General features: G+C 70.8%; 20 protein-coding genes. 11 read left to right on the forward strand and 9 right to left on the reverse strand.

The window, feature by feature from the left end; genetic code table 11:
- Positions 1-92 precede the first annotated feature (92 nt).
- The 4 genes from ACIO1C_RS19595 (at position 93) to ACIO1C_RS19610 (ending at position 6,268) form a co-directional block, all read left to right on the forward strand.
- Positions 93-3,230: a sacsin N-terminal ATP-binding-like domain-containing protein gene (locus tag ACIO1C_RS19595; protein ID WP_401865141.1), complete on the forward strand. Its 3,138-nt coding sequence runs from the start codon at positions 93-95 to the stop codon at positions 3,228-3,230.
- 128 nt (positions 3,231-3,358) lie between these two features.
- Positions 3,359-4,255 carry a calcium-binding protein gene (locus ACIO1C_RS19600; RefSeq protein WP_401865144.1) on the forward strand — a complete coding sequence of 299 codons (897 nt, stop codon included), beginning with the start codon at positions 3,359-3,361 and terminating at the stop codon, positions 4,253-4,255.
- A gap of 143 nt (positions 4,256-4,398) precedes the next feature.
- The gene (locus ACIO1C_RS19605) at positions 4,399-5,262 is read left to right on the forward strand and encodes a DUF5707 domain-containing protein (protein WP_401865147.1); all 864 of its coding nucleotides are present in this window, start codon (positions 4,399-4,401) and stop codon (positions 5,260-5,262) included.
- A gap of 139 nt (positions 5,263-5,401) precedes the next feature.
- Positions 5,402-6,268, forward strand: coding sequence for a DUF5707 domain-containing protein (locus tag ACIO1C_RS19610; protein ID WP_401865150.1), 867 nt, complete (start codon positions 5,402-5,404; stop codon positions 6,266-6,268).
- A 66-nt stretch (positions 6,269-6,334) separates the two neighbouring features.
- Here ACIO1C_RS19610 and ACIO1C_RS19615 read toward each other — a convergent pair whose 3' ends face one another.
- The 3 genes from ACIO1C_RS19615 to ACIO1C_RS19625 all read right to left on the reverse strand — a co-directional run bounded on the left by ACIO1C_RS19615 (position 6,335) and on the right by ACIO1C_RS19625 (position 9,687).
- Positions 6,335-8,944 (reverse strand): HAD-IC family P-type ATPase, encoded by a 2,610-nt coding sequence (locus ACIO1C_RS19615; RefSeq protein ID WP_401865153.1) that lies wholly within the window; start codon positions 8,942-8,944, stop codon positions 6,335-6,337.
- Positions 8,945-9,151: 207 nt separating this feature from the next.
- The gene (locus ACIO1C_RS19620; protein WP_401865156.1) at positions 9,152-9,424 is read right to left on the reverse strand and encodes a DUF2530 domain-containing protein; all 273 of its coding nucleotides are present in this window, start codon (positions 9,422-9,424) and stop codon (positions 9,152-9,154) included.
- Positions 9,425-9,504: 80 nt separating this feature from the next.
- A complete protein-coding gene (locus ACIO1C_RS19625; RefSeq protein WP_161309965.1) occupies positions 9,505-9,687 on the reverse strand; it encodes a ribbon-helix-helix protein, CopG family in 183 nt (60 codons plus the stop codon).
- Between the two features lie 139 nt (positions 9,688-9,826).
- Here ACIO1C_RS19625 and ACIO1C_RS19630 point away from each other — a divergent pair, with 139 nt between their 5' ends.
- Positions 9,827-10,267: a MarR family winged helix-turn-helix transcriptional regulator gene (locus tag ACIO1C_RS19630; RefSeq protein ID WP_401865159.1), complete on the forward strand. Its 441-nt coding sequence runs from the start codon at positions 9,827-9,829 to the stop codon at positions 10,265-10,267.
- 29 nt (positions 10,268-10,296) lie between these two features.
- On the forward strand, positions 10,297-11,745 hold the full coding sequence (locus tag ACIO1C_RS19635; protein WP_401865162.1) for an MFS transporter: 1,449 nt from the start codon (positions 10,297-10,299) through the stop codon (positions 11,743-11,745).
- 70 nt (positions 11,746-11,815) lie between these two features.
- Here the strand turns inward: ACIO1C_RS19635 and ACIO1C_RS19640 are convergent, their stop codons facing one another.
- A complete protein-coding gene (locus ACIO1C_RS19640; protein WP_401865165.1) occupies positions 11,816-12,409 on the reverse strand; it encodes a Uma2 family endonuclease in 594 nt (197 codons plus the stop codon).
- 104 nt (positions 12,410-12,513) lie between these two features.
- On the opposite strand from ACIO1C_RS19640, the gene thpR reads away from it, so the two are divergent.
- A complete protein-coding gene (gene thpR, locus ACIO1C_RS19645; RefSeq protein ID WP_401865168.1) occupies positions 12,514-13,173 on the forward strand; it encodes an RNA 2',3'-cyclic phosphodiesterase in 660 nt (219 codons plus the stop codon).
- Between the two features lie 170 nt (positions 13,174-13,343).
- On the opposite strand, the gene ACIO1C_RS19650 is transcribed toward thpR, so the two are convergent.
- From ACIO1C_RS19650 to ACIO1C_RS19665, 4 genes are all read right to left on the reverse strand, one after another.
- A complete protein-coding gene (locus tag ACIO1C_RS19650) occupies positions 13,344-14,330 on the reverse strand; it encodes an aldo/keto reductase (RefSeq protein ID WP_401865171.1) in 987 nt (328 codons plus the stop codon).
- Positions 14,331-14,416: 86 nt separating this feature from the next.
- Positions 14,417-15,457 (reverse strand): prolyl aminopeptidase, encoded by a 1,041-nt coding sequence (pip, locus tag ACIO1C_RS19655; protein WP_401865174.1) that lies wholly within the window; start codon positions 15,455-15,457, stop codon positions 14,417-14,419.
- A 1,344-nt stretch (positions 15,458-16,801) separates the two neighbouring features.
- Positions 16,802-17,482, reverse strand: coding sequence for a GNAT family N-acetyltransferase (locus ACIO1C_RS19660; protein ID WP_401865177.1), 681 nt, complete (start codon positions 17,480-17,482; stop codon positions 16,802-16,804).
- Positions 17,479-18,051: a TetR family transcriptional regulator gene (locus ACIO1C_RS19665; protein ID WP_401865180.1), complete on the reverse strand. Its 573-nt coding sequence runs from the start codon at positions 18,049-18,051 to the stop codon at positions 17,479-17,481. The genes ACIO1C_RS19660 and ACIO1C_RS19665 overlap by 4 nt, the downstream gene beginning before the upstream one ends.
- Before the next feature lie 165 nt (positions 18,052-18,216).
- Between ACIO1C_RS19665 and ACIO1C_RS19670 the strand changes: the two genes are divergently transcribed.
- From ACIO1C_RS19670 to ACIO1C_RS19680, 3 genes are all read left to right on the forward strand, one after another.
- Positions 18,217-19,428, forward strand: a complete 1,212-nt coding sequence (locus tag ACIO1C_RS19670) for a cytochrome P450 (RefSeq protein WP_401865183.1) — start codon at positions 18,217-18,219, stop codon at positions 19,426-19,428.
- A gap of 3 nt (positions 19,429-19,431) precedes the next feature.
- Positions 19,432-19,659, forward strand: a complete 228-nt coding sequence (locus ACIO1C_RS19675; protein WP_401865186.1) for a ferredoxin — start codon at positions 19,432-19,434, stop codon at positions 19,657-19,659.
- 136 nt (positions 19,660-19,795) lie between these two features.
- The gene (locus tag ACIO1C_RS19680) at positions 19,796-21,010 is read left to right on the forward strand and encodes a cytochrome P450 (protein WP_401865189.1); all 1,215 of its coding nucleotides are present in this window, start codon (positions 19,796-19,798) and stop codon (positions 21,008-21,010) included.
- On the opposite strand, the gene ACIO1C_RS19685 is transcribed toward ACIO1C_RS19680, so the two are convergent.
- On the reverse strand, positions 20,976-21,953 hold the full coding sequence (locus ACIO1C_RS19685; RefSeq protein ID WP_401865192.1) for a LysR family transcriptional regulator: 978 nt from the start codon (positions 21,951-21,953) through the stop codon (positions 20,976-20,978). The two genes, ACIO1C_RS19680 and ACIO1C_RS19685, sit on opposite strands and share 35 nt — an antisense overlap.
- A gap of 126 nt (positions 21,954-22,079) precedes the next feature.
- Here ACIO1C_RS19685 and ACIO1C_RS19690 point away from each other — a divergent pair, with 126 nt between their 5' ends.
- A complete protein-coding gene (locus ACIO1C_RS19690; protein WP_401865195.1) occupies positions 22,080-23,369 on the forward strand; it encodes an MFS transporter in 1,290 nt (429 codons plus the stop codon).
- Positions 23,370-23,388 lie beyond the last annotated feature (19 nt).

Here is a 23,388-nt window from a genome sequence, read left to right on the forward strand (position 1 = left end):
GCCCGCCCCGCCACCCCGCGACGACGCGGGGAGGGGTTCGCGCGGTACCTTCGGCCGCGTAGGTCCGGTCAGCCGAAGAGTGGAGTCATGCCGTGGGCGTCAGGACGACCGAGGGGGTCGACCCGTTCGGGACGGGGCGGTTGCGGCGTGGGGTGCTTGATGCGTGGGGGGCCAGTCCCGCGCGGTTCCGGGAGGACGCCAACGCCGAGGAGGACCTCGCGCTCGGCGGTTACCGCGACCGGTTGGTTGTTGAGCTTGCTCAGAATGCCGCCGATGCGGCCAGTAGGAGGAGTGGGGGCGGGAGCGACGCGCAGGGCAGCGGGCGGTTGCGGCTTCGGCTCGTGGGGGGTGAGGGCGGCGCGCCCGCCGTGCTCAGCGCCTCCAATACCGGGGCGCCCCTGGACGCCGCCGGCGTCGAGTCGCTCAGTACGTTGCGCGCCTCCGCCAAGCGCGAAGGGCACGAAGGGGCCGTCGGGCGGTTCGGGGTCGGGTTCGCCGCCGTGCTCGCCGTCAGTGACGAGCCCGCCGTCCTCGGGCGCCACGGTGGCGTCCGGTGGTCGTTGGACGAGGCGCGGGAGCTGGCGCGCGAGGCCGCGCAGGGGAGTCCGGGGCTCGGTGACGAACTGCGCCGCCGCGACGGGCACGTACCGCTGCTGCGACTGCCCCTGCCCGCCGAGGGCGCGCCGCCCGAGGGGTACGACACCGTCGTTGTCCTGCCCCTGCGGGACGCCGCCGCGTTCGATCTTGTCGAGCGGCTGCTGGACGGCATTGATGATGCGCTGCTGCTGACTCTGCCCGGGCTCGCTGAGATTGTCATCGAGACGCCCGATGGAGAGAGGGTGTTGCGGCGGTCCGTCGAAGGGCCCTACGTCCACGTCGATGACAGTGCCGGCGGTGGGGACATCCATCGGTGGCGGGTCGTGAATCGGGATGGTGCCACCGCGCCGGAGTTGTTGGAAGGGCGGCCCGTCGAGGAGCGGCTGCGGCCGCACTGGGCCGTCACCTGGGCCGTGCCCGTCGACGAGGAAGGCGCGCCCGCCCGGCCCCGTACCGCCCCCGTCGTCCACGCCCCGACCCCCACCGACGAGCCCCTCGGCGTGCCCGCGCTGCTCATCGCGTCGTTCCCGCTCGACCCGAGCCGGCGGCACACCGCCCCCGGCGCGCTCACGGACTTTGTCGTCGGCAAGGCCGCCGACGCGTACGCGGAGCTGCTCGGTGGGTGGGAGCCCGTCTCCACCGGCACGATCGACCTCGTGCCAGGGCCGCTCGGCAAGGGGGAGCTGGACGGGCGGCTGCGGGCGGCGATCCTGGAGCGGCTGCCGCGTGTCGCCTTCCTCGCGCCCGCCGGGCCCAGCGAGGAGCTGACCGCGCTGCGGCCCTTCGAGGCGGAGGTGGTGGAGGGCGGGGGCGCCGACACCGTACGCGTACTGGCGGAGGTGCTGCCCACCCTGCTGCCCGCCGGGTTCGAGCGCCGCACCGAACTGCGCACGCTGGGCGTGGGCCGGCTGCCGCTGGGTGATGCCATCGACCGGATCGCCGGGGCGGAGCGCCCGCCCGAGTGGTGGCGGCGGTTGTACGAGACCCTCGCGGGCGTCGACCCCGAACGGCTGTCCGGGCTGCCCGTGCCGCTCGCGAACGGCCGGACGACGATCGGCCCCCGGCAGGTCCTGCTGCCGTTCCCCGACACCGAGGCGCCCGCCGATCTCGCCCGGCTCGGGCTGAAGGTCGCGCACCCCGACGCCGCCCATCCGCTGCTGGAGAAGCTGGGCGCAATGCCCGCGACTCCGCGCGCGGTCCTGACAACTCCCCAGGTACGCAACGCCGTTGCCGCCTCCATGGACGCAGGGGAGATCTGGGACGAGGACGCGGACACGCTGGACGCCGAGGAGCTGGCGGAGACCGTCCTGCGGCTGGTGCGGGACGCCGGGCTCGAACCGGGCGACGAACCCTGGCTGGCCGCCCTCGCGTTGACCGACGAGGACGGCGAGCTGGCGCCCGCCGGTGAACTCGTCCTGCCGGGAAGCCCGTTCGCCGCCCTCATGCGGGAGGACGAACTCGCCCTGTGCGACGGGGACTTGGCCGCCAAGTGGGGTGAGCAGCCGCTGGCCGCCTGTGGTGTGCTGGCCACCTTCGCGCTCGTACGGGCCACGGACGTGGTCCTCGACCCCGACGAACTGGAGCCCCGCGACGGGGACTTCGCCGAGCCCGACGACGCCGGGCTGCTCGACGCCGTGGACGTCTGGTGCGAGGACGTGCTCGACCGGCTGCCGGAGACGCCGGTGCCGCCGGTCGCCACCGAGATCGTGGCCGTGCGGGACCTGGACCTCGTGGACGACGACGCCTGGCCGCAGGCCCTCGCGCTGCTCGCCCGCCCGCCGCTGCGGGACGCGCTGACCCAGTCCGTACGGGTCCTGCTGCCCGACGGCACGACGGAGTCCGTACGGTCCTACACGGCGTGGTGGCTCCGGGACCATCCCGTTCTCGACGGCCGCCGCCCCGCCGGTCTGCGCGCGGCCGGCGGGGACCCGCTGCTGACCGGTCTGTACGACGCGGTGGACGCGTCGGGCTTTGACGACGCGCAGGTGTTGCAGGCGCTGGGGGTACGGACCTCCGTCGCCGCCCTCCTGGACGAACCGGGCGGCGCGGCCGAGCTGCTGGGCCGGCTCGCCGACCCGGACAGGACGGTGAGCGTGCCGCAGCTCCACGCCCTGTACACCGCGCTGGCGGACCTCGACCCGGACCAGGTGACCCTGCCGGACGAGCTGCGCGTGGTGATGGACGGTGAGGTACGGGTGGTCGACGCGGGGGACGCGGTGATCGCCGACGCGCCCGATCTGCTGCCGCTGGCGGGCGGGCTGGCGCTGCTGCCCGTCGCCCCTTCGCGTGCGGGGGAGCTGGCGGAGCTGTTGCAGGTACGGCGGCTGGGCGAGACGGTCCCGGCGGAGGTCACGACGGAGGGCGAGGAGCACGACGTACCGGAGCCGGTACGGGCCCTGCTGGGCGCGGGCACGCCGGAGACGTACGTCGAGCACGAGGAACTGGTCGCCGGGGGCGTCGAACTGGACTGGCGCCGCACCCCGGACGGCGTCGTGCACGCGGCGACGCTGGAGGGCGTCGCGGCGGGCCTCGCGTGGGCGGCCGGTCAGTGGCCGCGGCGGTTCGAGGTGGCGGCGCTGCTGGAGGATCCGTCGCGGACGGACGAGCTGGAGCGGGACCGCTGGTTCGACTGAGTTTCGGCCAAGTGTGGTGCGTACCCGGTCTTCGTAAAAGAATGACCATGGGTACAACCATTGGCCAGAGCTTCCGGTCTGGTCCTGCGAGTCACTCCAGACTCGCAGGACCAGTACTTGGGGAACACATGCGTATTCGTGCCACCGTCGTCGCCGCAGCCTCCGGCGCACTGGCGCTCTCCGCCTTCGCCGTCCCGGCCTCCCAGGCCGCGCAGCAGGACGGCGCCCACGCCGCGATCGCGCACCTGACCGGTGCCGCGCAGGACATCGCGAAGGACCACGCGGCCCCGGCCACGCCCTCGGCGAAGCGTTCGGCGCTCGCGGCGGCGGCCAACAAGCCCGCCGTGATCACCAAGGCCTCCGTGAACGGCGGCAAGCCGGTCGTCGTCACCGCGACGGAGACCAAGAGCAGGAAGGTGCCGTTCTCGGTCACCGCCACCGACGCGTCGGGCGTCGCGGTCGCCGTGGCCGGTCTCTGGTCGGGCACGAACGCCAACTCGTTCGACCCGGACGCCGACTCGGTCGCCTGCAAGGTGGTCAACAAGACCACGACGACCTGCACCGGCATCGTCACGATCAAGCCCACCCAGCTGAAGAACGTCGACGCCACGTCCTGGCACGTGCTCGCGGTGGCGTTCGGCAACGACGACAACCCCGACGTGGACGAGCCCGGTCTGAACGAGTCCGCGTCCACGGTCAAGTTCCAGCGCGCCTCCCAGCTGACGGTCGACGCCACCCCGGAGCCCGTGAAGAAGGGCAAGACCGTCACGGTCACCGGCAAGCTGTCGCGCGCCAACTGGGAGACCAACAAGAACGCGGGCTACGGCACCCAGTCCGTGAAGCTCCAGTTCCGCAAGAAGACGAGCACCGCCTACACCACGGTGAAGACGGTCAAGACGTCCTCCACCGGCACCCTCAAGACCACGGTCACGGCCTCGGTCGACGGCTACTACCGCTGGAGCTTCGCCGGTACGGCCACGACTCCGGCGGTCAGCGCGACGGGCGACGCGATCGACGTGAAGTAGTCCGGCCCGGAATCGCGCCCAGCACGCCGGGGTAGTTGGCGATCTTCGCGAAACCTTCGTGCGTGTGTACAACCATCGGTCTGGCTTGCGGGTCTGGTGTGTGGGTCACCAGACCCGCACACCTCCCCGGGGAGTTAACACATATGCGTATTCGCGCCACCGTCGCCGTCGTGTCCGGCGCCCTGGCCCTGTCAGCCCTCGCGATCCCGGCCTCCCAGGCCTCGCAGTCCCGCGGCGACTTCCCGGCGAGCGACCGTTACGGTTTCTCGGCGGACCAGCGCGCGGGGCTTCCGAAGGCGGGCCGGCGCTCGCTCGCCGCGAAGGCCGCCGCCCCGGTCATCAGCAAGATCGTCATCAACGGCGGCAAGCCGATCGTGGTCGGCACGACCAACAGCAAGAAGGTGACGATCTCCGTCACCGCGACGGACGACTCCGGCATCGACGGGTTCTCCACCATCATCTGGCGTGGCACGTCTCCGGAGGACCCCATCTGGGCCTTCTACCAGAACGAGGAGTCCGCCACCTGCAAGGCGGCCAGTGCCACCACGTCCACCTGCTCCCTCACGGTGACGGTTCCCTCCGAGGAACTGATCAACGAGGACGCGACGACCTGGAAGGTCGGCGCCTGGGTCACCTCGCCGGACGGCGAGGACACCAAGGTCGACGCCCAGGGCACCGTAAAGATCCAGCGCGCGTCGCAGCTGACGGTCAACGCCGCCCCGGAGCCGGTGAAGAAGAACGGCACGATCACGGTGACGGGCAAGCTGTCGCGTGCGAACTGGGACACCGGGAAGTACGCCGGCTACTCGACGCAGTCGGTGATCCTCCAGTTCCGTAAGAAGACGAGCACCGCGTACACCAACGTCAAGGGCGTCAAGACGTCCACGACCGGTGCGCTGAAGACGACGACCAAGGCCACAGTCGACGGGTACTACCGGTGGAGCTTTGTCGGTACGGCCACGACCCCCGCGATCAACGTCGCCGGTGACTACGTCGACGTGAAGTAACCCCGGTAACTCCCGCGATCGCCAGGACAGTTGGCGATCTTCGCGAAATATTCGTATGTGTGTACAACCATCGGTGAGGCTTGCGGGTCTGGTGTGTTGAGTCATCAGACTCGCAGATCTCCACGGGGAGTTAACACATATGCGTATTCGTGCCACCGTTGCCGTCGCGACCGGCGCCCTGGCCCTGTCCGCCCTCGCAGTGCCGGCCTCACAGGCGGCGGACTCCCACAAGGAGCACCCGAGCATCAGCGAGCGTGGGTTCGCGTGGAAGGACCGCGCTCCTCAGGCGAACCAGCGAGCGCTGGGCGCGAAGGCCGCGACCCTGCCCGTCATCACCAAGACCGTCATCAACGGCGGCAAGCCGATCGTGCTCGGCACGACCGGCACCAAGAAGGTGACCCTCACCGTCACGGCGTCCGACGACTCGGGCATCGAGGACGCCTTCGCGATCCTGTACACCGGCGGGACCGGCGTCGACGACGAGAACAGCTACGGCTACGCGCCCGACGGCGAGGCGGCGAACTGCAAGGCGGCCAGCGCCACGACGTCGACCTGCACGCTCACCTTCACGGTCAGTCCGCTGGACCTCTGGAACGTGGACGCCAAGACGTGGCAGGTCTACGGGGCGGTGCTGGCCACCGACGGTGAGATCACCGAGAAGGACAAGGCCACCTCCGTCAAGTTCCAGCGCCAGTCGCAGCTGACGGTCAACGCGGCCCCGGAGCCGGTGAAGAAGAACGGCACGATCACGGTGACGGGCAAGCTGTCGCGTGCGAACTGGGACACCGGGAAGTACGCCGGCTACTCGACGCAGTCGGTGATCCTCCAGTTCCGTAAGAAGACGAGCACCGCGTACACCAACGTCAAGGGCGTCAAGACGTCCACGACCGGTGCGCTGAAGACGACGACCAAGGCCACGGTCGACGGGTACTACCGGTGGAGCTTTGTCGGTACGGCCACGACCCCCGCGATCAACGTCGCCGGTGACTACGTCGACGTGAAGTAGTCCTCAGAGTCAGGGGAGAGGCCCGTCGCGGGAAGCCGTCCGCGACGGGCCTCTTCGCTTCCTCCGTTACGCCGCCGCCGTCACCGTCTGGTGGAAATGCCGGTCCACCCACCGCCACGCCACCTCCAGCAGCACCGCCCCCACCACCGCGATCGCCACCGCCGCCCACGGCAGCGTCGTCCCCACCAGTTTCAGCGCGAAAAAGTGCTGGAGCGACGGCACCCCGAGCACCACCAGGAACGCGACGACCATCGACACCACCAGCAACAGCCGCCACCACGTGTACGGGCGGGCGATGATCGCCAGGACCCAGATCGAGACCAGGAACAGGGTCAGGGTCGCCGCGCTCGTCTCGGCCTGGAGCGAGCCGGGGCCGCTGTAGTGGCTGCGCGCCAGCATGTACGTCGCGAACGTCGTCGCCGCCGCGATGACCCCGCTGGGCGCCGAGTACCGCATGACCCGCCGTACGAAGTGCCGCCTCGCACGCTCCTTGTTGGGCGCCAGCGCCAGGAAGAACGCCGGGATGCCGATCGTCAGCGTCGACAGCAGCGTCAGGTGCCGGGGCAGGAACGGGTACTCCACCTGGAAGCACGCCACCAGGAACGCGATCAGCACGGAGTAGACCGTCTTCGTCAGGAAGAGCGTCGCCACCCGCGTGATGTTGCCGATCACCCGGCGCCCCTCCGCCACCACCGAGGGCAGCGACGCGAAGCTGTTGTCGAGCAGCACGATCTGGGCGACGGCCCGCGTGGCCTCGGAGCCCGACCCCATCGCGACCCCGATGTCCGCGTCCTTCAGGGCGAGGACGTCGTTGACGCCGTCCCCCGTCATCGCGACCGTGTGGCCGCGTGACTGGAGCGCCCCCACCATCTCCCGCTTCTGCTGCGGGGTGACCCGGCCGAACACCGTGCCCGCCTCGATCGCGTCGGCCATCTCCTCCGGGTCGGTGGGGAGGCGGCGGGCGTCGACCGTGTGCTCCGCGCCCGGGAGGCCGAGCTTCGCGGCCACCGCGCCGACCGAGACCGCGTTGTCGCCGGAGAGAACCTTGGCCGCCACCCGCTGGTCGGCGAAGTACCGGAGGGTCTCCGCCGCGTCGGGCCGCAGCCGCTGTTCCAGGACGACGAGGGCGGTCGCCTTCGCGCCGACGGCCACGTCGGGGGCGGTGAGGCCGGCGGTCGTGCCGGGCTCGCTCAGCCTGGCCGCCGTGTCGGGGGCGCTGAGCCCGGCCGCCGCGCCGGGAGCGGTCGGCCCGCCCGTACCCCCGCCACCCACCTCTCCCGCCACCCGCGCCAGCAACAGCACCCGCAGCCCCTGCTCGTTGAGGTGGTCGATCTCCGCCAGCGCCGGATCCCCGTCCGGCAGCAGCACGTCCGGAGCGCCCAGCAGCCACCCCGAGACACCGCCGTCCCCCTCGTCGAAGGCAGCCCCGCTGTACTTCCGCGCCGAGGAGAAGGGCAGTGCTTCCGTCGCCTTCCAGGGCGCCTTGCCGTCCTGGTAGGCGTCCACGATCGCCTGGAGGCTGGCGTTGGGCCGGGGGTCGGACGCCCCGATCGCGCCGAGGACCCGCCGTACGTACGACTCGTCCGCGTCGCCCAGCGGCCGCAACTCGCTCACGAACATCCCGCCCTCGGTGAGCGTCCCCGTCTTGTCGAGGCAGACGACGTCGACGCGCGCGAGCCCCTCGATCGCGGGCAGTTCCTGTACGAGGGCCTGGCGGCGGCCCAGCCGTACGACCCCGATCGCGAAGGCGACCGACGTCAGCAGGACCAGGCCCTCCGGGATCATCGGGACGATGCCGCCGATGGTCCTGGCCAGGGAGTCCTTGAAGTTGTTCCGGTTGACGACGAGTTGGCTGATGATCAGCCCGGTCGCGGTCGGAATCATCATCCACGTCACGTACTTGAGGATCGTGCTGATGCCGTTGCGCAGCTCCGAGTCGACCAGCGTGAACCGCGAGGCCTCCTCGGCGAGTTGGGCCGCGTACGCGTCCCGCCCGACCTTCGTGGCCCGGAACGCGCCACCCCCCGCCACGACAAAACTGCCCGACATCACGGGATCGCCGGGGTGTTTCAGTACGGGATCGGCCTCGCCGGTCAGCAGCGACTCGTCGATCTCCAGACTGTCCGCCTCCACCATCTCCCCGTCGACCACGACCTTGTCGCCGGGGCCCAGTTCGATGAGATCGCCGAGGACGATCTCCGAGGTGGAGAGGGCGGCGGCGACCCCGGCACGCCGGACGACGGGCTTGGCCTCCCCGATGACCGCGAGGCCGTCGAGGGTGCGCTTGGCGCGCATCTCCTGGATGATGCCGATGCCGGTGTTGGCGATGATCACGAAGCCGAAGAGCGTGTCCTGGATCGGCGCCACGAAGAACATGACCGCCCAGAGCACCCCGATGATCAGGTTGAAGCGGGTGAAGACGTTGGCGCGGACGATGTCGGCGGAGGAGCGGCTGCTGCGTACGGGGATGTCGTTGACCTCGCCGCGGGCCACCCGTTCGGCGACCTCGGCGGCGTTCAGCCCGGTGGCGCGGCCGCCGGGGGTCTCCGGGGTGTCCTGGCCGTCCTGGCTGTCCCGGCCGTCCCCGCCGTCCTGGCCGTCCGGGGTGGGTGACGCGCCGCCGCCCGGTTCCGGGCCGTCGGTGCCACTCGTCGCCCGATGGGCCCGCTGAGTCATGGTTCCGACGGTACGACCCGGGGGGCGGCTTTTCCCGCTGGGCGGGGCGAAGACCGGGGCCCGGTGGGCGAAGAATCCGACCCTGGGAGGAGACGGGTGCTCCTGGGGCAGTACGGGTGCCCCCGACAGGCACCCTCCCTGAGGCCTCAGGCTCTCAGGCCTGACGCCCTCAGGCTCTCAGGTCTCAGGCTCTCAGGTCTCAGGCCCTCAGGTCCCGGACGTGCCCTCCGCCGCCGCGCGCTTGAGCGCCGCGTCCCGCCCCCGTACGTACCAGATGCCGATCAGACCGAGGCCGGCGCCGGTCAGGCAGGTCCAGATCCACCACGTGTGCCCGTGGTCGCTGAACCATCCGTAGAACGGCAGCTGTACGAGGAAGAGGACGAACCAGATGATCGTCCCGCCCACGATGGTGCCGACAACCGGCCCCTCCAGGGGCTCGGGCGCCTCATGCTGGGGGGATCTGGTCGGGGAACCGGTCATGGGGGCAGTGTAGGTCGGGGTTGTCCGGCCGACGGCACCCGCCTGCCGCACCTCCCTGCCGCACGTCGCCGCGGCTCCCCCTACGGCACCCCGTAGAACTTCTCCGTCTCGTCGACGGCCGCCTGGAACCGTTCGTCGAAGTCGTCGCGGACGAGCGTCCTGACCACATAGTCCTGGACGCTCATCCCTCGTCTGGCGGCATGCCGCCTGAGCCGGTCGAGCAGCTCACCGTCTATCCGCAGGCTGAGCACTGTCGATCCCATGCGTTCCAGGGTCGGGGGCGGACACGCCCCACGGTGTCGCTTTCGGCGGCATTCTCACTCCTTCGAGTGGTCTTTGCGGGCCGGGCCGGGCCGGACCCCCCGGTGGTATTTAGCATGGGTAATGAGTTACGCTAAATACATGCCTGATCTGTCCCACGGTGACGAGAACGACGACGCCGTGAACGCTCTCCGATCCGCCGTCATGCGGCTGGGCCGGCGACTGAAGCACCAACGTGTGGACGAGTCGCTGAGCCCCACCGAGATGTCGGTGCTCGGCACCCTCGCCCGCTGTGGCTCGGCCACCCCGGGGGAGCTGGCCCGCAAGGAGCACGTGCAGCCGCCGTCGATGACCAGAATCGTCGCCCTGCTCGAAGCGAAGGGCCTGGTCAGGCTGGAGCCGCATCCCGACGACCGTCGGCAGAAGGTGGTCAGCCAGACAGAAGAGGCCGAGGCGATGCTCGAACAGAGCCGCCGCAAGCGCAACGTCTGGCTCACTTCCCTCGCCGAGGGCCTCGATGAGGACGAATGGGCGAAGCTGCGCGCCGCCGCCCCCGTCCTGGAGAAGCTCGCCCACCTCTGACCCGCGCGCCGCAAGGAGGCGAAACAACGTTGAGTTCGGGATCCGGAGCAGACTCCGCCCCCGCACCGCAATCCGCCCACGACAGCAGTACCGGCAGTACCGGCAGTACCGGCAGTACCGGCAGTACCGGCAGTACTGGCAGTACCAGCACCACCCCCAGCACCACCAGCACAGACGCCGCCCCCACCCCCACCAAGGGCGGCACTTTCTCGTCCCTCAAGATCCGTAACTACCGATTGTTCGCCACGGGTGCCGTGGTCTCCAACATCGGTACGTGGATGTCCCGCATCACCCAGGACTGGCTGGTCCTGAGCCTCACCGGCTCCTCGGCGGCCGTCGGTATCACGACGGCGCTCCAGTTCCTGCCGATGCTCCTCTTCGGCCTGTACGGCGGCGTCATCGCCGACCGCTACCCGAAGCGCCAGATCCTGCTGGCCACCCAGGCCGCCATGGGTCTCTGCGGGCTCTCCCTCGCCTTTCTGACGCTGTCCGGCCACGTCCAGGTCTGGCACGTCTACCTGATCGCGTTCCTGCTCGGCATGGTGACGGTGGTCGACAACCCGAGCCGCCAGTCCTTCGTCTCCGAGATGGTCGGCCCGAGCCAGCTGCGCAACGCCGTCAGCCTCAACTCGGCGAACTTCCAGTCGGCCCGCCTCATCGGCCCCGCCGTCGCGGGTGTGCTGATCACGACGGTCGGCAGCGGCTATGCCTTCCTCCTCAACGGCCTCTCCTTCCTGGCCCCGCTCGCCGGGCTGCTCCTGATGCGCCAGAGCGAGCTGTTCAAGGTCGAGCGTGTGCCGCGCGGCAAGGGGCAGTTGCGGGAGGGACTGCGCTACGTACGGGGCAAGCCCGAACTCGTCGGGCCGATCGTCCTCGTCGGCTTCATCGGCACGTTCGGCTTCAACTTCCCCATCTGGCTGACGGCCTTCGCGCACGAGGTCTTCCGCGGCGGGGCCGGGCTGTACTCGTTCTTCAACATCCTGATGGCGGTCGGTTCGCTGGCCGCCGCCCTCCTCGCGGCCCGCCGCCGTTCCTCGCGGCTGCGCCTGATGATCCTGGCGGGCGTGGGCTTCGGACTGCTGGAGTTCCTGGTCGCCTTCGCGCCGTCGGTGTGGCTGTTCTCGTTGCTGCTGCTGCCGATCGGCATGCTCGGCATGACGACCAACATCAGCGCGAACACCAGCGTCCAGATGGCGGCCGACCCCATGATGCGGGGCCGGGTGATGAGCCTCTACATGATGGTCTTCGTCGGCGGCACCCCGGTGGGCGGCCCGCTCCTGGGCTGGGTGACGGACACGTACGGAGCCCGCGTCGGCTTCGCGACGGGCGGCGCGGTCTCCCTGATCGCGGCGGCCACGATCGGCCTGATCCTGACCCGGGTGGTCGGCGTCCGCATAAAGATCGATGTCCGGGGCGGCCGCCCCCACGTGGACCTGGTCCCGAGAGCGGCGGGGGAACGGGTGCCGGCGACGGTGTGAGGCGGCGGGAGACGTGTGGCCCTGACCGGATGCCGGTCGGGGCCACGGTGGTGGTCGGGGCGTGTGAGGGTCAGTCGCGGGGGAATTCCGCGGTCCGGAGCCTCAGATCGACGGCGGTGCCGGTCAGGTCGATCTCGTTGCCGAATTGGACGATGAGCTCGGCGGTGTAGTCGCCGTCCTTCGGCTCGGTGTAGACGTGGCAGCGGCGGGTGTAGGGGTCGGCGATCAGGTAGACGGGGATGTCGGCCGCCGCGTAAGCCGCCTTCTTCGGGCCGTAGTCGTTGGGGCCGGTGCCTTGCGAGATCACCTCTGCGATGAACTCCAGGTCTTCGTGGCTCCACCGCCCGCGCACGTCCTTCTTCGCGCCGTCGGCCAGTTTGGCCACGTCCGGTGCGAAGCCGTTCATGTGCCCGGGGAAATCGATGCGTACATCTGAGAGCACCCTCACATCTACACCGAACCTGTCCTCCAGGGCCCGTACGACGCGTCGGATGATTTCCCAGTGGGTGTCCCGTTGCGGCGACATGTGAATGTTCCCCCCGACGATCTCGACCTTGTAACCCTCGGGGACGGGCATCTGCTCAAGCCGTTCGAACAGCGTGTCCAGAGTCAGCTCTACGCTCTCGTGGGCCATGTCGATCCTGTCGGTCTCTACGACGGTCATCGTGGCGCTCCTCCCCGCCGCCGGACAATGTGGCAGCCGCGCGGTACAACGATACGCACGGTGACCGGGTTACGAGCGGGAGCTCGGCCGGGGAAACTGGGCGTATGAGACTCTTCGCCGCCGTGTTGCCGCCCGATCTTGTCGTCGACGAACTCGCGGGCGCTGTGCAGTCGTTGCGGGAGCTGGAGCGTGGCGACGGGGTTTCGTTGCGGTGGACCGGGGTGCCCGGGTGGCACTTCACGCTGGCCTTCATGGGGGAGGTGGACGACGCGCTGGTGCCGGAGCTCACCGGGCGGCTGGAGCAGGCCGCGTACCGTACCGAGCCCTTCTCGCTGCGCCTCCACGGCAGTGGGCACTTCGGCGGACGGGCGCTGTGGGCCGGGGCCGCCGGGGGCCTCGACGCGTTGCGGCTCCTCGCCGAGCGGGCGGACGCCGCCGCGCGGCGGGCCGGCGTACCGATGGAGGAGCACCGCCGTTATCAGCCTCACCTCACCCTGGCCCGTACCGACCGGGAAAGAGGTGACGACGGCGCCGGGGACGGCCTGCGGCCGTACGTCGAGGCGCTGGCCGGCTTCGAGGGCACGCCGTGGGAGGTGACCGAGCTGGCGCTCGTCCGCAGTCGGCTGCCCGGGACGGCGGAGGTCGGATGGGGGCCCGGACACGTGCCGCGCTACGAGACGGTCGCGCGGTGTCCGCTCGGGGCGGGGCACGGCGGCCCCCCGGGCGAGGGCGTGGCCCGTGCCCGACGTAACCTCGACAGGTGAACCCCAAGACCCGAAACCAAATCATGGCCGGCGTGCTGGTGCTGATGTTCGTGATCGTGGCTGTCGCGGCCGCCGTCGGGGGATAGACACCCGTCGGGTACGGAAAGGGGTACGCGGTGTTGCCGCGTACCCCTTTCCGTAGGCGACCGAAGCCGGCTACCGGCTACCGACTACCAGGCGAACGCCTCCGGCGTCTCGCCCGGGCCGGGGAAGATCTCCTCCAGCGACGCCAGTACCTCGTCCGACAGCTCCAGGTCCACCGCGCGCACGGCCGACTCCAGCTGCTCCAGGGTCCGGGGTCCCGAGATCGGGCCCGTCACCTCCGGGCGGGTGAGCAGCCAGGCCAGCGCCGCCTCGCCCGGGTCGATGCCGTGCTTGTCGAGCAGGTCCTCGTACGACTGGAGCTGCGCGCGCACGGCCGGGTCGGTGATCCCGCCGCTCGAACGGCCCCCGGACCCCGTGCCCTCCCGCTCCTTGCGCAGCACGCCGCCCAGCCGGCCACCGGCCAGCGGCGACCACGGGATGACACCCAGGCCGTATTCGCGCGCGGCCGGGATGACCTCCATCTCGGCGCGCCGCTCGGTGAGGTTGTACAGGCACTGCTCGCTGACCAGGCCGTACGAACCGTGCCGCTGCGCCGTCTCGTTGGCCTGGGCGATCTTCCAGCCGGGGAAGTTGGACGACCCCGCGTAGAGGATCTTGCCCTGGGCTATCAGGGTGTCGATCGCCTGCCAAATCTCCTCGACCGGGGTGGCACGGTCGATGTGGTGGAACTGGTAGAGGTCGATGTAGTCCGTCTGGAGCCGCTTGAGGCTGGCCTCGACCCCACGGCGGATGTTGAGGGCGGAGAGCTTGTGGTGGTTGGGCCACGCCGGGCCGTCCCCGCCCATGTTCCCGTTCACCTTGGTGGCGAGGACGACCTTGTCACGGCGGTCGCCGCCCTGGGCGAACCAGGTGCCGAGGATCTCCTCGGTACGGCCCCGGCCCGCCGTCCCGCCGTAGACGTTGGCGGTGTCGAAGAAGTTGACGCCCGCGTCGAGGGCGGCGTCCATGATGGTGTGGCTGTCGGATTCGTTCGTCAGCGGTCCGAAGTTCATCGTCCCGAGGACGAGTCGGCTGACCTGGAGTCCCGTGCGTCCGAGCTGCGTGTACTTCATGTCGCACTAGCCAACGCGTTCGAGCGCACTCGAAGCAACCCCCCGTCCGGGGCGTGAACACCCGGCGGGGCTTACGGGCGCCGCTTCTACCTGCCCGCGAATTCGTCCAGCGCCGTCCGTACGGCGAGCCGTTCGGTGACGCTGCCTTTGTGCCCCGAGTCCTCCACGATCACCAGCCGGGCGTCCTTCCAGGCGCGCGCCAGCTGCCAGGCGGTGATCAGGGGTCCGCCCAGGTCGAACCGGCCGTGGACGAGGACCCCCGGGATCCCCGCCAGCCGGTCCGCGCCGCGCAGCAGCGTCCCCTCCTCCAGCCAGGCGGCATGGGAGAAGTAGTGCGCGCAGATCCTGACGAGGGCGAGGCGGGCGGCCGGGGGCCGGTCGCTGTACGGGCGGGCCGAGCCGTGCGGTTCCTGGGAGAGCACGGCGTCCTCCCAGGCACACCAGTCGGTGGTGGCCCGCTCTCGTACGGCGGGGTCGGGGTTTTCGGTCAACCGGGAGTAGGAGGCGAGGAGTTCGAAGAGGTCACCGTCCCGGTCCCTCTCCGGAACGCCGTCACGGAAGTGTTCCCACTCCTCGGGGAAGATCTGGCCGGCGCCCCGGTACAGCCAGTCGATCTCCGAACGCCGGGTGGTGGTGACGGCCGAGATGACGATCTCCGAGACGCGCCCGGGGTGGCGCTCGGCGTACGCGAGGATCAGCGTGGAGCCCCAGGAACTCCCGTACAGCAGCCACTTGTCGATGCCGAGGTGGACGCGCAGCCGTTCCATGTCGGCGATCAGGTGGTCGGTGGTGTTGTGCCGCAGGTCGGTGGCGGGGTCGCTCGCGTGGGGGGTGCTGCGCCCGCAGTTGCGCTGGTCGAAGAGGACAACGCGGTAGCGGGCGGGGTCGAAGTACCGCCGCATGGTGGGGTTGCAGCCGGACCCCGGCCCGCCGTGGACGACAAGGGCGGGCTTGCCGTCCGGATTCCCACAGACCTGCCAGTAGACAAGGTTCCCGTCACCGACGTCGAGCAGACCGTGGTCGTACGGCTCGACGGGCGGATAGTGCGGGGAGTCGGGGGTGGGGGAGGGGAAGGGGGAAGGGGTGGGGGAGGGGGAAGGGGCCGGGGTGGGGGTGGGCTGCGGCATGGTGGTGCTCCTGGGGGGCGAGATGGGGTGGGGTGGGATGGTGGTCCGGGTGGACCGCCCCGACCTTAGGCTGCGGGGATGAGGCGGGGCAGCCCGTTTTCACCGGCGGGGGCGCGCGGGTTCGGGCCGAGGGGTAGTCGGGTGTGGCCGGGTTGTTTTGAGCGGCGTGGGGCCGCCCCTTGCTGTTGAGTGTCGCGGGTCCGGTCCGGGCGTCAAGGGCGCTCCTGCGGAGCGTCGGCTTCGCCGATTCCACTTCGTTCCACCCTTGACCCCCGGCCCGGCCCCGCAAGGGAAGGCTGGGGGGGCGGCCCGGGGGAAGGTCCCCCGGGGGGCTTGTTTGTTCCCGGGGTTTCGCGCCGGGCCGCGCCTCTCGGCGGGGTATTGCGCACCACTTGAATGGGGCGGTGACGGGTCGGTTCGGCGGCTGACCACCGTCCGTCGGCCGGTGCGCAAGCACCGTGTCTGGGCTGGGTGGATGGTGGGGCAGATGTGGCCGGGGGAGGCGGCCTGTCGGGCCTGTTTCGGCGGGTTGTGTGCTCTGGGAGCCCGTTAACGAAACACAGGACACAGGACCGGGTAGGAGAAGCCCGGAGGAGCCCTCAAAGTCTGGGCAAATGGGGCATATTGCCTGTTGGGGGTGGGGTGGTGGGCAGTCCCGGCGGCCGGCCGCCACCCACCGACCCACACGCAAGCACCACACCCGAGCCGGGTGGGCGATGGGGCGGATGTGATTGCAGAGGCGGCCTTCCGGCCCGTTTCGGTGGGTTGTGTGCTCCGGGAGCCGCTTAATCAAACACAGGACACAACGCCCGGCGGGAGAAGCCCCCCAGGGGCCTCAATACCTAGGTAAATGGGGCATATTGGCCACGGGGATGGATGAAGCCCCGCCCCGCCCCGCAGCTGACCACGGATCCCAGACACGGTGCCTGCACACCCACCAACAGACGGCCGTCCAGCCGCCGAGACGACTCGCCACCGCCCCATTCAAGTGGGGCGCAAAACCCCGCCGAAAGCCGGGGCCCGCGACGAAACCCCAACAACAAACAAGCCCCCCGGGGGACCTTCCCCCGGGCCGCCCCCCTCGGCCTTCCTTAGCGGGGACGGGGCGGGGGTCAAGGGTGAAGCGAAGCGTAATCGGCGAAGCCGACGCGACGCAGGAGCGCCCTTGACGCCCGACCCGGCCCCGCGACAATCAACAACCGGGGCGGCCCCACGCCGCCCAAAACAACCCGGCCACCCCCGACTACCCCTCGGCCCGAACCCGCACCGCACGTCCAACCCTCAACCCCCAACCCCCAACCCCCAACCCCCAACCCCCAACCCCCAACCCCCAACCCCCAACCCTCACCGGTGTCTGGTGTGCAGGTGGCCCTCCAACGGGAACGGGGGGTGGGGCGGGAGGGTTTTCACGTACCGGTAGCCGGCCTTCGCGGCGACGCGGCACGAGGCCGGGTTGTCCACTTGGTGGAGCAGTTCCAGCCGGTTCACGCCGCGCCCGCCCAACCCGCCCAGGTCGGCGAACGCCCATACCGTGACCGCCTCCAGAGCGTGCGGCGCCACCCCGCGCCCCCGGGCAGCCGCCACCGTCCAGTAGCCGACCTCCGCCGTGCCCGCCGTGCCCGCCGCATCCGCAGCATCCGCCGTGCCCGCAGCACCCGCAGCCCCCGCCCCGCCAGCCGCGTCCCCCGCCCCCTCCACCCATCCCGCCAGCCTGACGGCCACATGCCCCACCAGCCGCCCCTCCTCCAACTCCAACTCCAACTCCAACACAGCGAAGCTCAGCCGCGTCCCCGTCGCCCAGCCCCTCGACTGTTCCTCCAGCCAGCGCACCGCCTCCGCCCGGCTCGTCACGGGGTTCTGGGTCGAGCGGGCCATCACCGGGTCGTCGTACGCCTCGATGAGGGCCGGGACGTCCCCCTCCCGCCACGGGCGCAGCGTCAGCGCAGGCGCCTTCGCCGTGGCCGGCGCGTGGAGGATCGTGTGCGGGATCGCGTGGGGAATCGTGTGCGGGATCGTCTCGCTCATTCGGTGCGCTCCAACAGCGTCCGTGCCGCCGTCAGGAACAGCGCGCAGATCTCGTCCGTATCCGCCCCCGCCAGCGGCTCCATGCGGCTGACGTCGCGGACCAGGCCGATTCCCACCAGCCACGCGAGGACCAGTTGGGCGCGCAGCGTCGCGTCCGGGGCGTCGGTCAGGGTGGCCAGTGCGCCCGCGTAGTCCGCGCCCAGCTGTTCGGCGATGGTGGCTGCCGGGCCCTCGCTGCCCAGCGAGCGCAGGAAGGTCACCAGCGTGTGGTCGCGCCGCTGGCCGGGCTCGTCGCGGAGCATGCTGCGCAGGGTGGTGTCGAGCAGCTTCTCCAGGGGTGTGGTGTCCAGTTGGGCCCGGCCCTCGCGGGCCGCCACCGCCTCGAACACCGCCGCCTTGGAGCCGAAGTAGCGGAAGATCAGCGCCTGGTTGGCCCCCGCCCGGTCCGCGATGTCCCGCACGGTCGTACGGGCGAAGCCGCGCTCCGCGAAGAGGGCGGTGGCGGCATCGAGCAACGCCTGTCGGGTCCCGGCCGCGTCGCGGCGCCGGGGTTGTTGTTTTTCGGCCACGGTCCCTCCCAGCGCACACCGTAGCGCCCGAGCCGCCCGGGGGCGGCCGTCTTGACGCCTCCCCGACGGCCTGCCTAGCGTTGTAAGCGTCTGCTTGCAAACTCCGGACAGCGACCTCAACGAGCCCCTGACCAGGCTCGATCGACCGTTCGAGTGGGAGTCACCTTGAGCACACCCCCCGCAGCCGTATCCGCCCCCGTACCGGCCCCCGTCCCGTACCCCTTCAACGACGGAGGGGGCCTCGGTCTCGACGTCGCGTACACCGCCGCACAGGACGCCGAGGGCATGATCCGCGTCCAGCTGCCGCACGGCGAACCGGCCTGGCTGGCCACCCGGTACGCCGACGCCCGCTTCGTACTGGGCGATCTCCGCTTCTCCCGTGCGATGTCGCTGGAGAAGGACGAACCCCGCTTCACCCCGGCCGTCACCGAGGAGAACATCCTCTCGATGGACCCGCCCCACCACACGCGGCTGCGCACCCTGGTCTCCCGCGCCTTCACCAAACACCAGGTGGAGGGATTACGGCCGTGGGTAAGGCAGTTGACCGGTGAGCTCCTCGACGGGCTTATCGCCCGCGGGGGTACGGCCGACCTGGTCGAGGAGTTCGCGCTCCCGCTGCCCGTCGCCGTCATCTGCGAACTGCTCGGCGTACCGGCCGGTGACCGGCCCAAGTTCCGCGCCTGGAGCGACGCGGCCCTGTCGACCAGCATCCTCGACGCCGAGGAGCAGCACGCCAACCAGGTAGCCCTGCGCGCCTACATGGCGGAGCACGTCGCCGCGCGCCGGGCCGATCCGAAGGACGACCTGATGTCGGCGCTCATCGAGGCCAAGGACGTCAAGGACCGGCTCACCGAGATCGAACTCGTCGACATGTGCATCGCGATCCTCATCGCCGGACACGAGACGACCGCCTCGCAGATCCCGAACTTCGTACATGTACTGCTCGAACACCCCGAGGAGTGGGCCCGGTTGGTCATCGAGCCCGAGCTGATCCCCACCGCCGTCGAGGAGTTGATGCGGTTCATCCCGCTGGGTGTGGCCGGGGGATTCGCCCGGTACGCCACCGAGGACATCGAGGTCGGCGGGGTCCTGGTCCGCAAGGGCGAGCCCGTCCTGGTCGCGATCGGCCCCGCCAACCGGGATCCGCGCCGGTTCGAGAATCCGCACGAGGTACGGCTGGACCGCAAGGCCAACCAGCATCTCGGCTTCGGACACGGCGTGCACCACTGCCTGGGCGCGCAGCTCGCCCGGCTGGAACTCCACGAGGCCCTGTACGCCCTGGTGACGAAGATGCCCGGGTTGCGGCAGGTGGGGGAGATCGAGTGGAAGGACCGGATGATCGTGCGGGCCCCGCGCCGGATGACGGTGGGGTGGTGACGCATGACCTGGCATCTTGAGGTGGACGAACACGCCTGCATCGGCTCGGGGATGTGCGCCGCGCTGGCCCCGGACCGCTTCGAGCTGGAGAGCGCGACGGCGGCGGTGGTGCCGGGCGCGGCCGAGGCGGACCCGGCGGAGGTACTGCTGGACGCGGCCGACTCGTGCCCGGCGGTCGCCATCACGGTGACGGACACGACCTCGGGGACGGTGGTGGGGCCACGCCCCTGACCCGTACGTCCTCCGTGGGCCGGACGGCCGGGGAAGCCCGTCCGGCTCACGGGTTCCACCCCGGCTCACGGGTTCCATCCCGGCCCACGGATACCACCCCGGCCCACGGGTTCCACCCCGCTCTACCCTGAGCCGTATGAGTACCGCCCCCGCGTTCGACCCCTGGCAGTCCGCGTTCATCGCCGACCCCTACCCGGCCTACGCCGGGCTCCGCGCGCAGGGGCCTGTGACGTACTTCGAGCCGACCGGGCAGTGGCTCGTCCCGCACTACGACGACGTACGGGCCCTGCTCCGCGACCGGCGCCTCGGCCGTACGTACCTGCACCGCTTCACCCACGAGGAGTTCGGCCGCACCGCCCCGCCCGCCGCGCACGAGCCCTTCCACACGCTCAACGGCAACGGCCTCCTCGACCTCGAAGCCCCCGACCACACCCGCATCCGCCGGCTGATCTCCCTCGCCTTCACCCCGCGTACCGTCGAGCGGCTCGCGCCCACCGTCACCCGCCTCGCGGAGGACCTGGTCGCCCGGTTCGTCGCCGACGGCGGGGGCGACCTGGTCGCCGCCGTCGCCGAGCCGCTGCCCGTCGCGGTGATCGCCGAGATGCTCGGCATCCCGGAGGCGGACCGGCCCCTGCTGCGGCCCTGGTCGTCCGCGATCTGCGGAATGTTCGAGCTGAACCCCACCGAGGAGACGGCCCGGCGGGCGGTCGAGGCGTCCGTCGCGTTCTCCTCGTACCTGCGCGGGCTCATCGCGCGGCGGCGCCGCGACCTCGGGGACGACCTCATCAGCGCGCTGATCGCCGCGCACGACGAGGAGGACCGGCTCACCGAGCAGGAGATGATCTCCACCTGCGTGCTGCTGCTCAACGCCGGCCACGAGGCCACGGTCAACACCACCGCCAACGGCTGGCTCACCCTCTTCCGCCATCCCGCCGAACTGGCCCGGCTGCGCGCCGACTTGCCCGGTCTGCTGCCCTCCGCCGTCGAGGAGCTGCTGCGTTTCGACACCCCGCTCCAGATGTTCGAGCGTTGGGTGCTGGACGACATCGAGGTCGGCGGCACGGTGGTCCCGCGCGGCAGCGAGGTGGCCCTCCTCTTCGGCTCGGCCCACCGGGACCCCGCCCGCTTCGACCGTCCCGACATCCTGGACCTCGGTCGTACGGAGAACCCCCATCTGGCGTTCGGCGCCGGCATCCACTACTGCCTGGGCGCACCCCTCGCCCGGCTCGAACTCGCCGCCTCCTTCGGGGCGTTGCTGCGCCGGGCCCCGGAGCTGCGGCTGACCGCCGAGCCCGAGTGGAACCCGGGGTACGTCATCAGGGGGCTGCGGGAGCTGCTGGTGGAGGTGTGAGGTCCGTACGACCCGGTGCCAGTGCCCAGGAGGGGCGCCAGACCGTCCCGGGGAGCGGGGCCAGGCTCGCGAAGTGGTCGACGACCGCCCGGAGTCCCGGGTGCGGATTCGTCCGGCGGAGGAGGAGCGAGAGCGGGTACGCGAGCGTCGGATCCACCACCGGGATGCGGCGCAGGTCGTGGTGGGTCGGCCACAGGTACCGGTCGCGCGCGCCCACGAGGGTGGCCACGTCGGCGGAGTCCGCGAGGATGTCGAGAAGCACCTCGTCGCCGAAGTGCGGCCCCGCGGCGTCGACGCGGAGGTCGAACTCGGTGGCGAGTTCGTCGTAGAACTCCGCCCATTCGCTGCGCGGCGCGATGCCCGGCACCCAGATCCGGTGCCGGCGCAGATGGGCCGGGGTCAGGGTCCGCGCGGCGGCGAGCGGGTGTCTCGGGCCGACGAGCAGTTCCAGCGGGGAGTCGAACGCGTGGATCATCCGCACGTCACGTGGCAGTGCGGCCGGGTCGGTGACCGAGCGGAACGACGCGTCGAGGTCGCCCGCCTGGACGGCGGCGACCGCCTCACGCGGGTCGTTGACCCGGAGGGTCACCACGTCGAGGTCGGTCTCGGGATGAGAGCGCCAGTATTCGTGCAGGACGACGGCCTGCGCGGACCGCAGGCCGAGGACGTCGATCCGCAGAGCCCGTGAGCCCGGTCTGATCGCGGTGATCGCGCGCTCGACACCCGTGACGATGTTCCGGGCGTGCGGGAGGAAGGCCTGGCCGTCGAGGGTCGGCTCGACCCCTCGGGCGGTACGGGTGAACAGCCGCACGCCGAGTTGGCGCTCCAGGGCCGCGATCCGCTTCGACACGGCCTGTTGGGTCACGCCCAGCTCGTCGGCCGCGTGCCGCAGCTGCCCCAGCTCGGCCGCCCGGACGAACGATCGCACCGCCTCGGTATCCATGGCGGCAGCCTATGTGTGGACAACCAATGGTTGTGGCCGGCCGGGAGTTGGTTGTTTGATCCGGGGGCGGTGCGAGCGATGTGATGCGGGGAGCCGAACGTCGGTCGAGGCGGGGGAGGGAAGCACGTGCGCGAGCGGTTGGGGTCCGATTTCGGTCGGCTGTGGTCGGCCTACGCCATCAGTACGTACGGGACGTGGATCGCCTTCGGCGCGTACCCGCTGATCGCGGTCCGTGTCCTGGACGCGTCGGCGTTCGCCGTGTCGCTCCTGGAGGCGGCCGGGCTCGCCGTCGCGGCGGTGGTCGCGTTCTCGCTCGGGCCGTGGATCGAGCACCGGGCCAAGCGGCCGGTGATGATCGGGATGGACCTGGTCCGGTTCGCCGCGACCGCGAGTGTCCCCGTCGCGTACCTGCTCGGCGCGCTGTCGTACGGTCAACTGCTGGTTGTCTCGGTCGTCTCCGGGGCCGCGGGCATCGCCTTCACCGCCGCGTCCGGCGCGTACCTGAAACATCTCGTCCCCCGGGACCACCTCCTCCTGGCCAACGGGAGATTCGAGGGCACGAGCTGGGTGGCGACGGCGGCGGGTCCGCCCCTCGGCGGCGCGCTCATCGGGTTGCTGGGCCCGGTTGTCACGGTCCTGGCCGACGCCCTCAGCTACCTGCTGTCCGCGCTCGGAATCCTCCGCATCCGTGGAGGCGATGTCGTGACGCCCCGCGACCGGTCCGCCGAGCCCCGCGACCGGTCCGCCGAGCCGCGCGACCGGTCCGCCAAGCCGCGCGGAGGCCGGTTTCTCGACGGCTGGCGGTTCATCCTCCGCGACCCCGCGCTGAGGCGCCTGTTCCTCAACTCGATCCTGGTCGGCGGCCTGATCATGGCCACCGCCCCGCTCCTGTCCGTCCTCCTGCTGGGCCAGTACCACTTCCCCGCCTGGCAGTACGGTCTGGCCTTCGGCATCCCCGCCCTCGGCGGCTTCGCGGGCGCCCGCCTCTCCGCGTGCCTCGTGGCCCGCTACGGCCGGCACCGGGTGATGGTCGTCTCCGGCTGGCTGCGCTCGGTCTTCCCGCTCGGTCTGGCGTTTGTCGGTCCGGGTCTTCCCGGACTCCTCACCGTGATCGTGGTCGAGGGGCTGTTGATCACCTGTATGGGGATCTTCAATCCGATCTACGCGACGGAGCGCCTGCGACGGACTCCCGTAGACCGGACTGCCCAGATCCTCAGCACGTGGAGTGCCGCCAGCAAACTCCTGCACGCCGTCCTGATGGTGATCTGGGGGATTCTCGCCACGCTCACGAGCCCGCTCGCCGCGATCGCCGTGTCCGGTGTTCTGCTGCTCGGCACACCGCTTCTGCTGCCCACGCGGGCGCATCTGTCGGAGCTTGAGCCCGTCTCGTCGGAGGCGGACGTCCGGGTCGCCTGACGTCGGCGGCCCCCGGTAT

The organism is Streptomyces sp. NPDC087420, assembly GCF_044744165.1.
GTDB lineage: Bacteria > Actinomycetota > Actinomycetes > Streptomycetales > Streptomycetaceae > Streptomyces.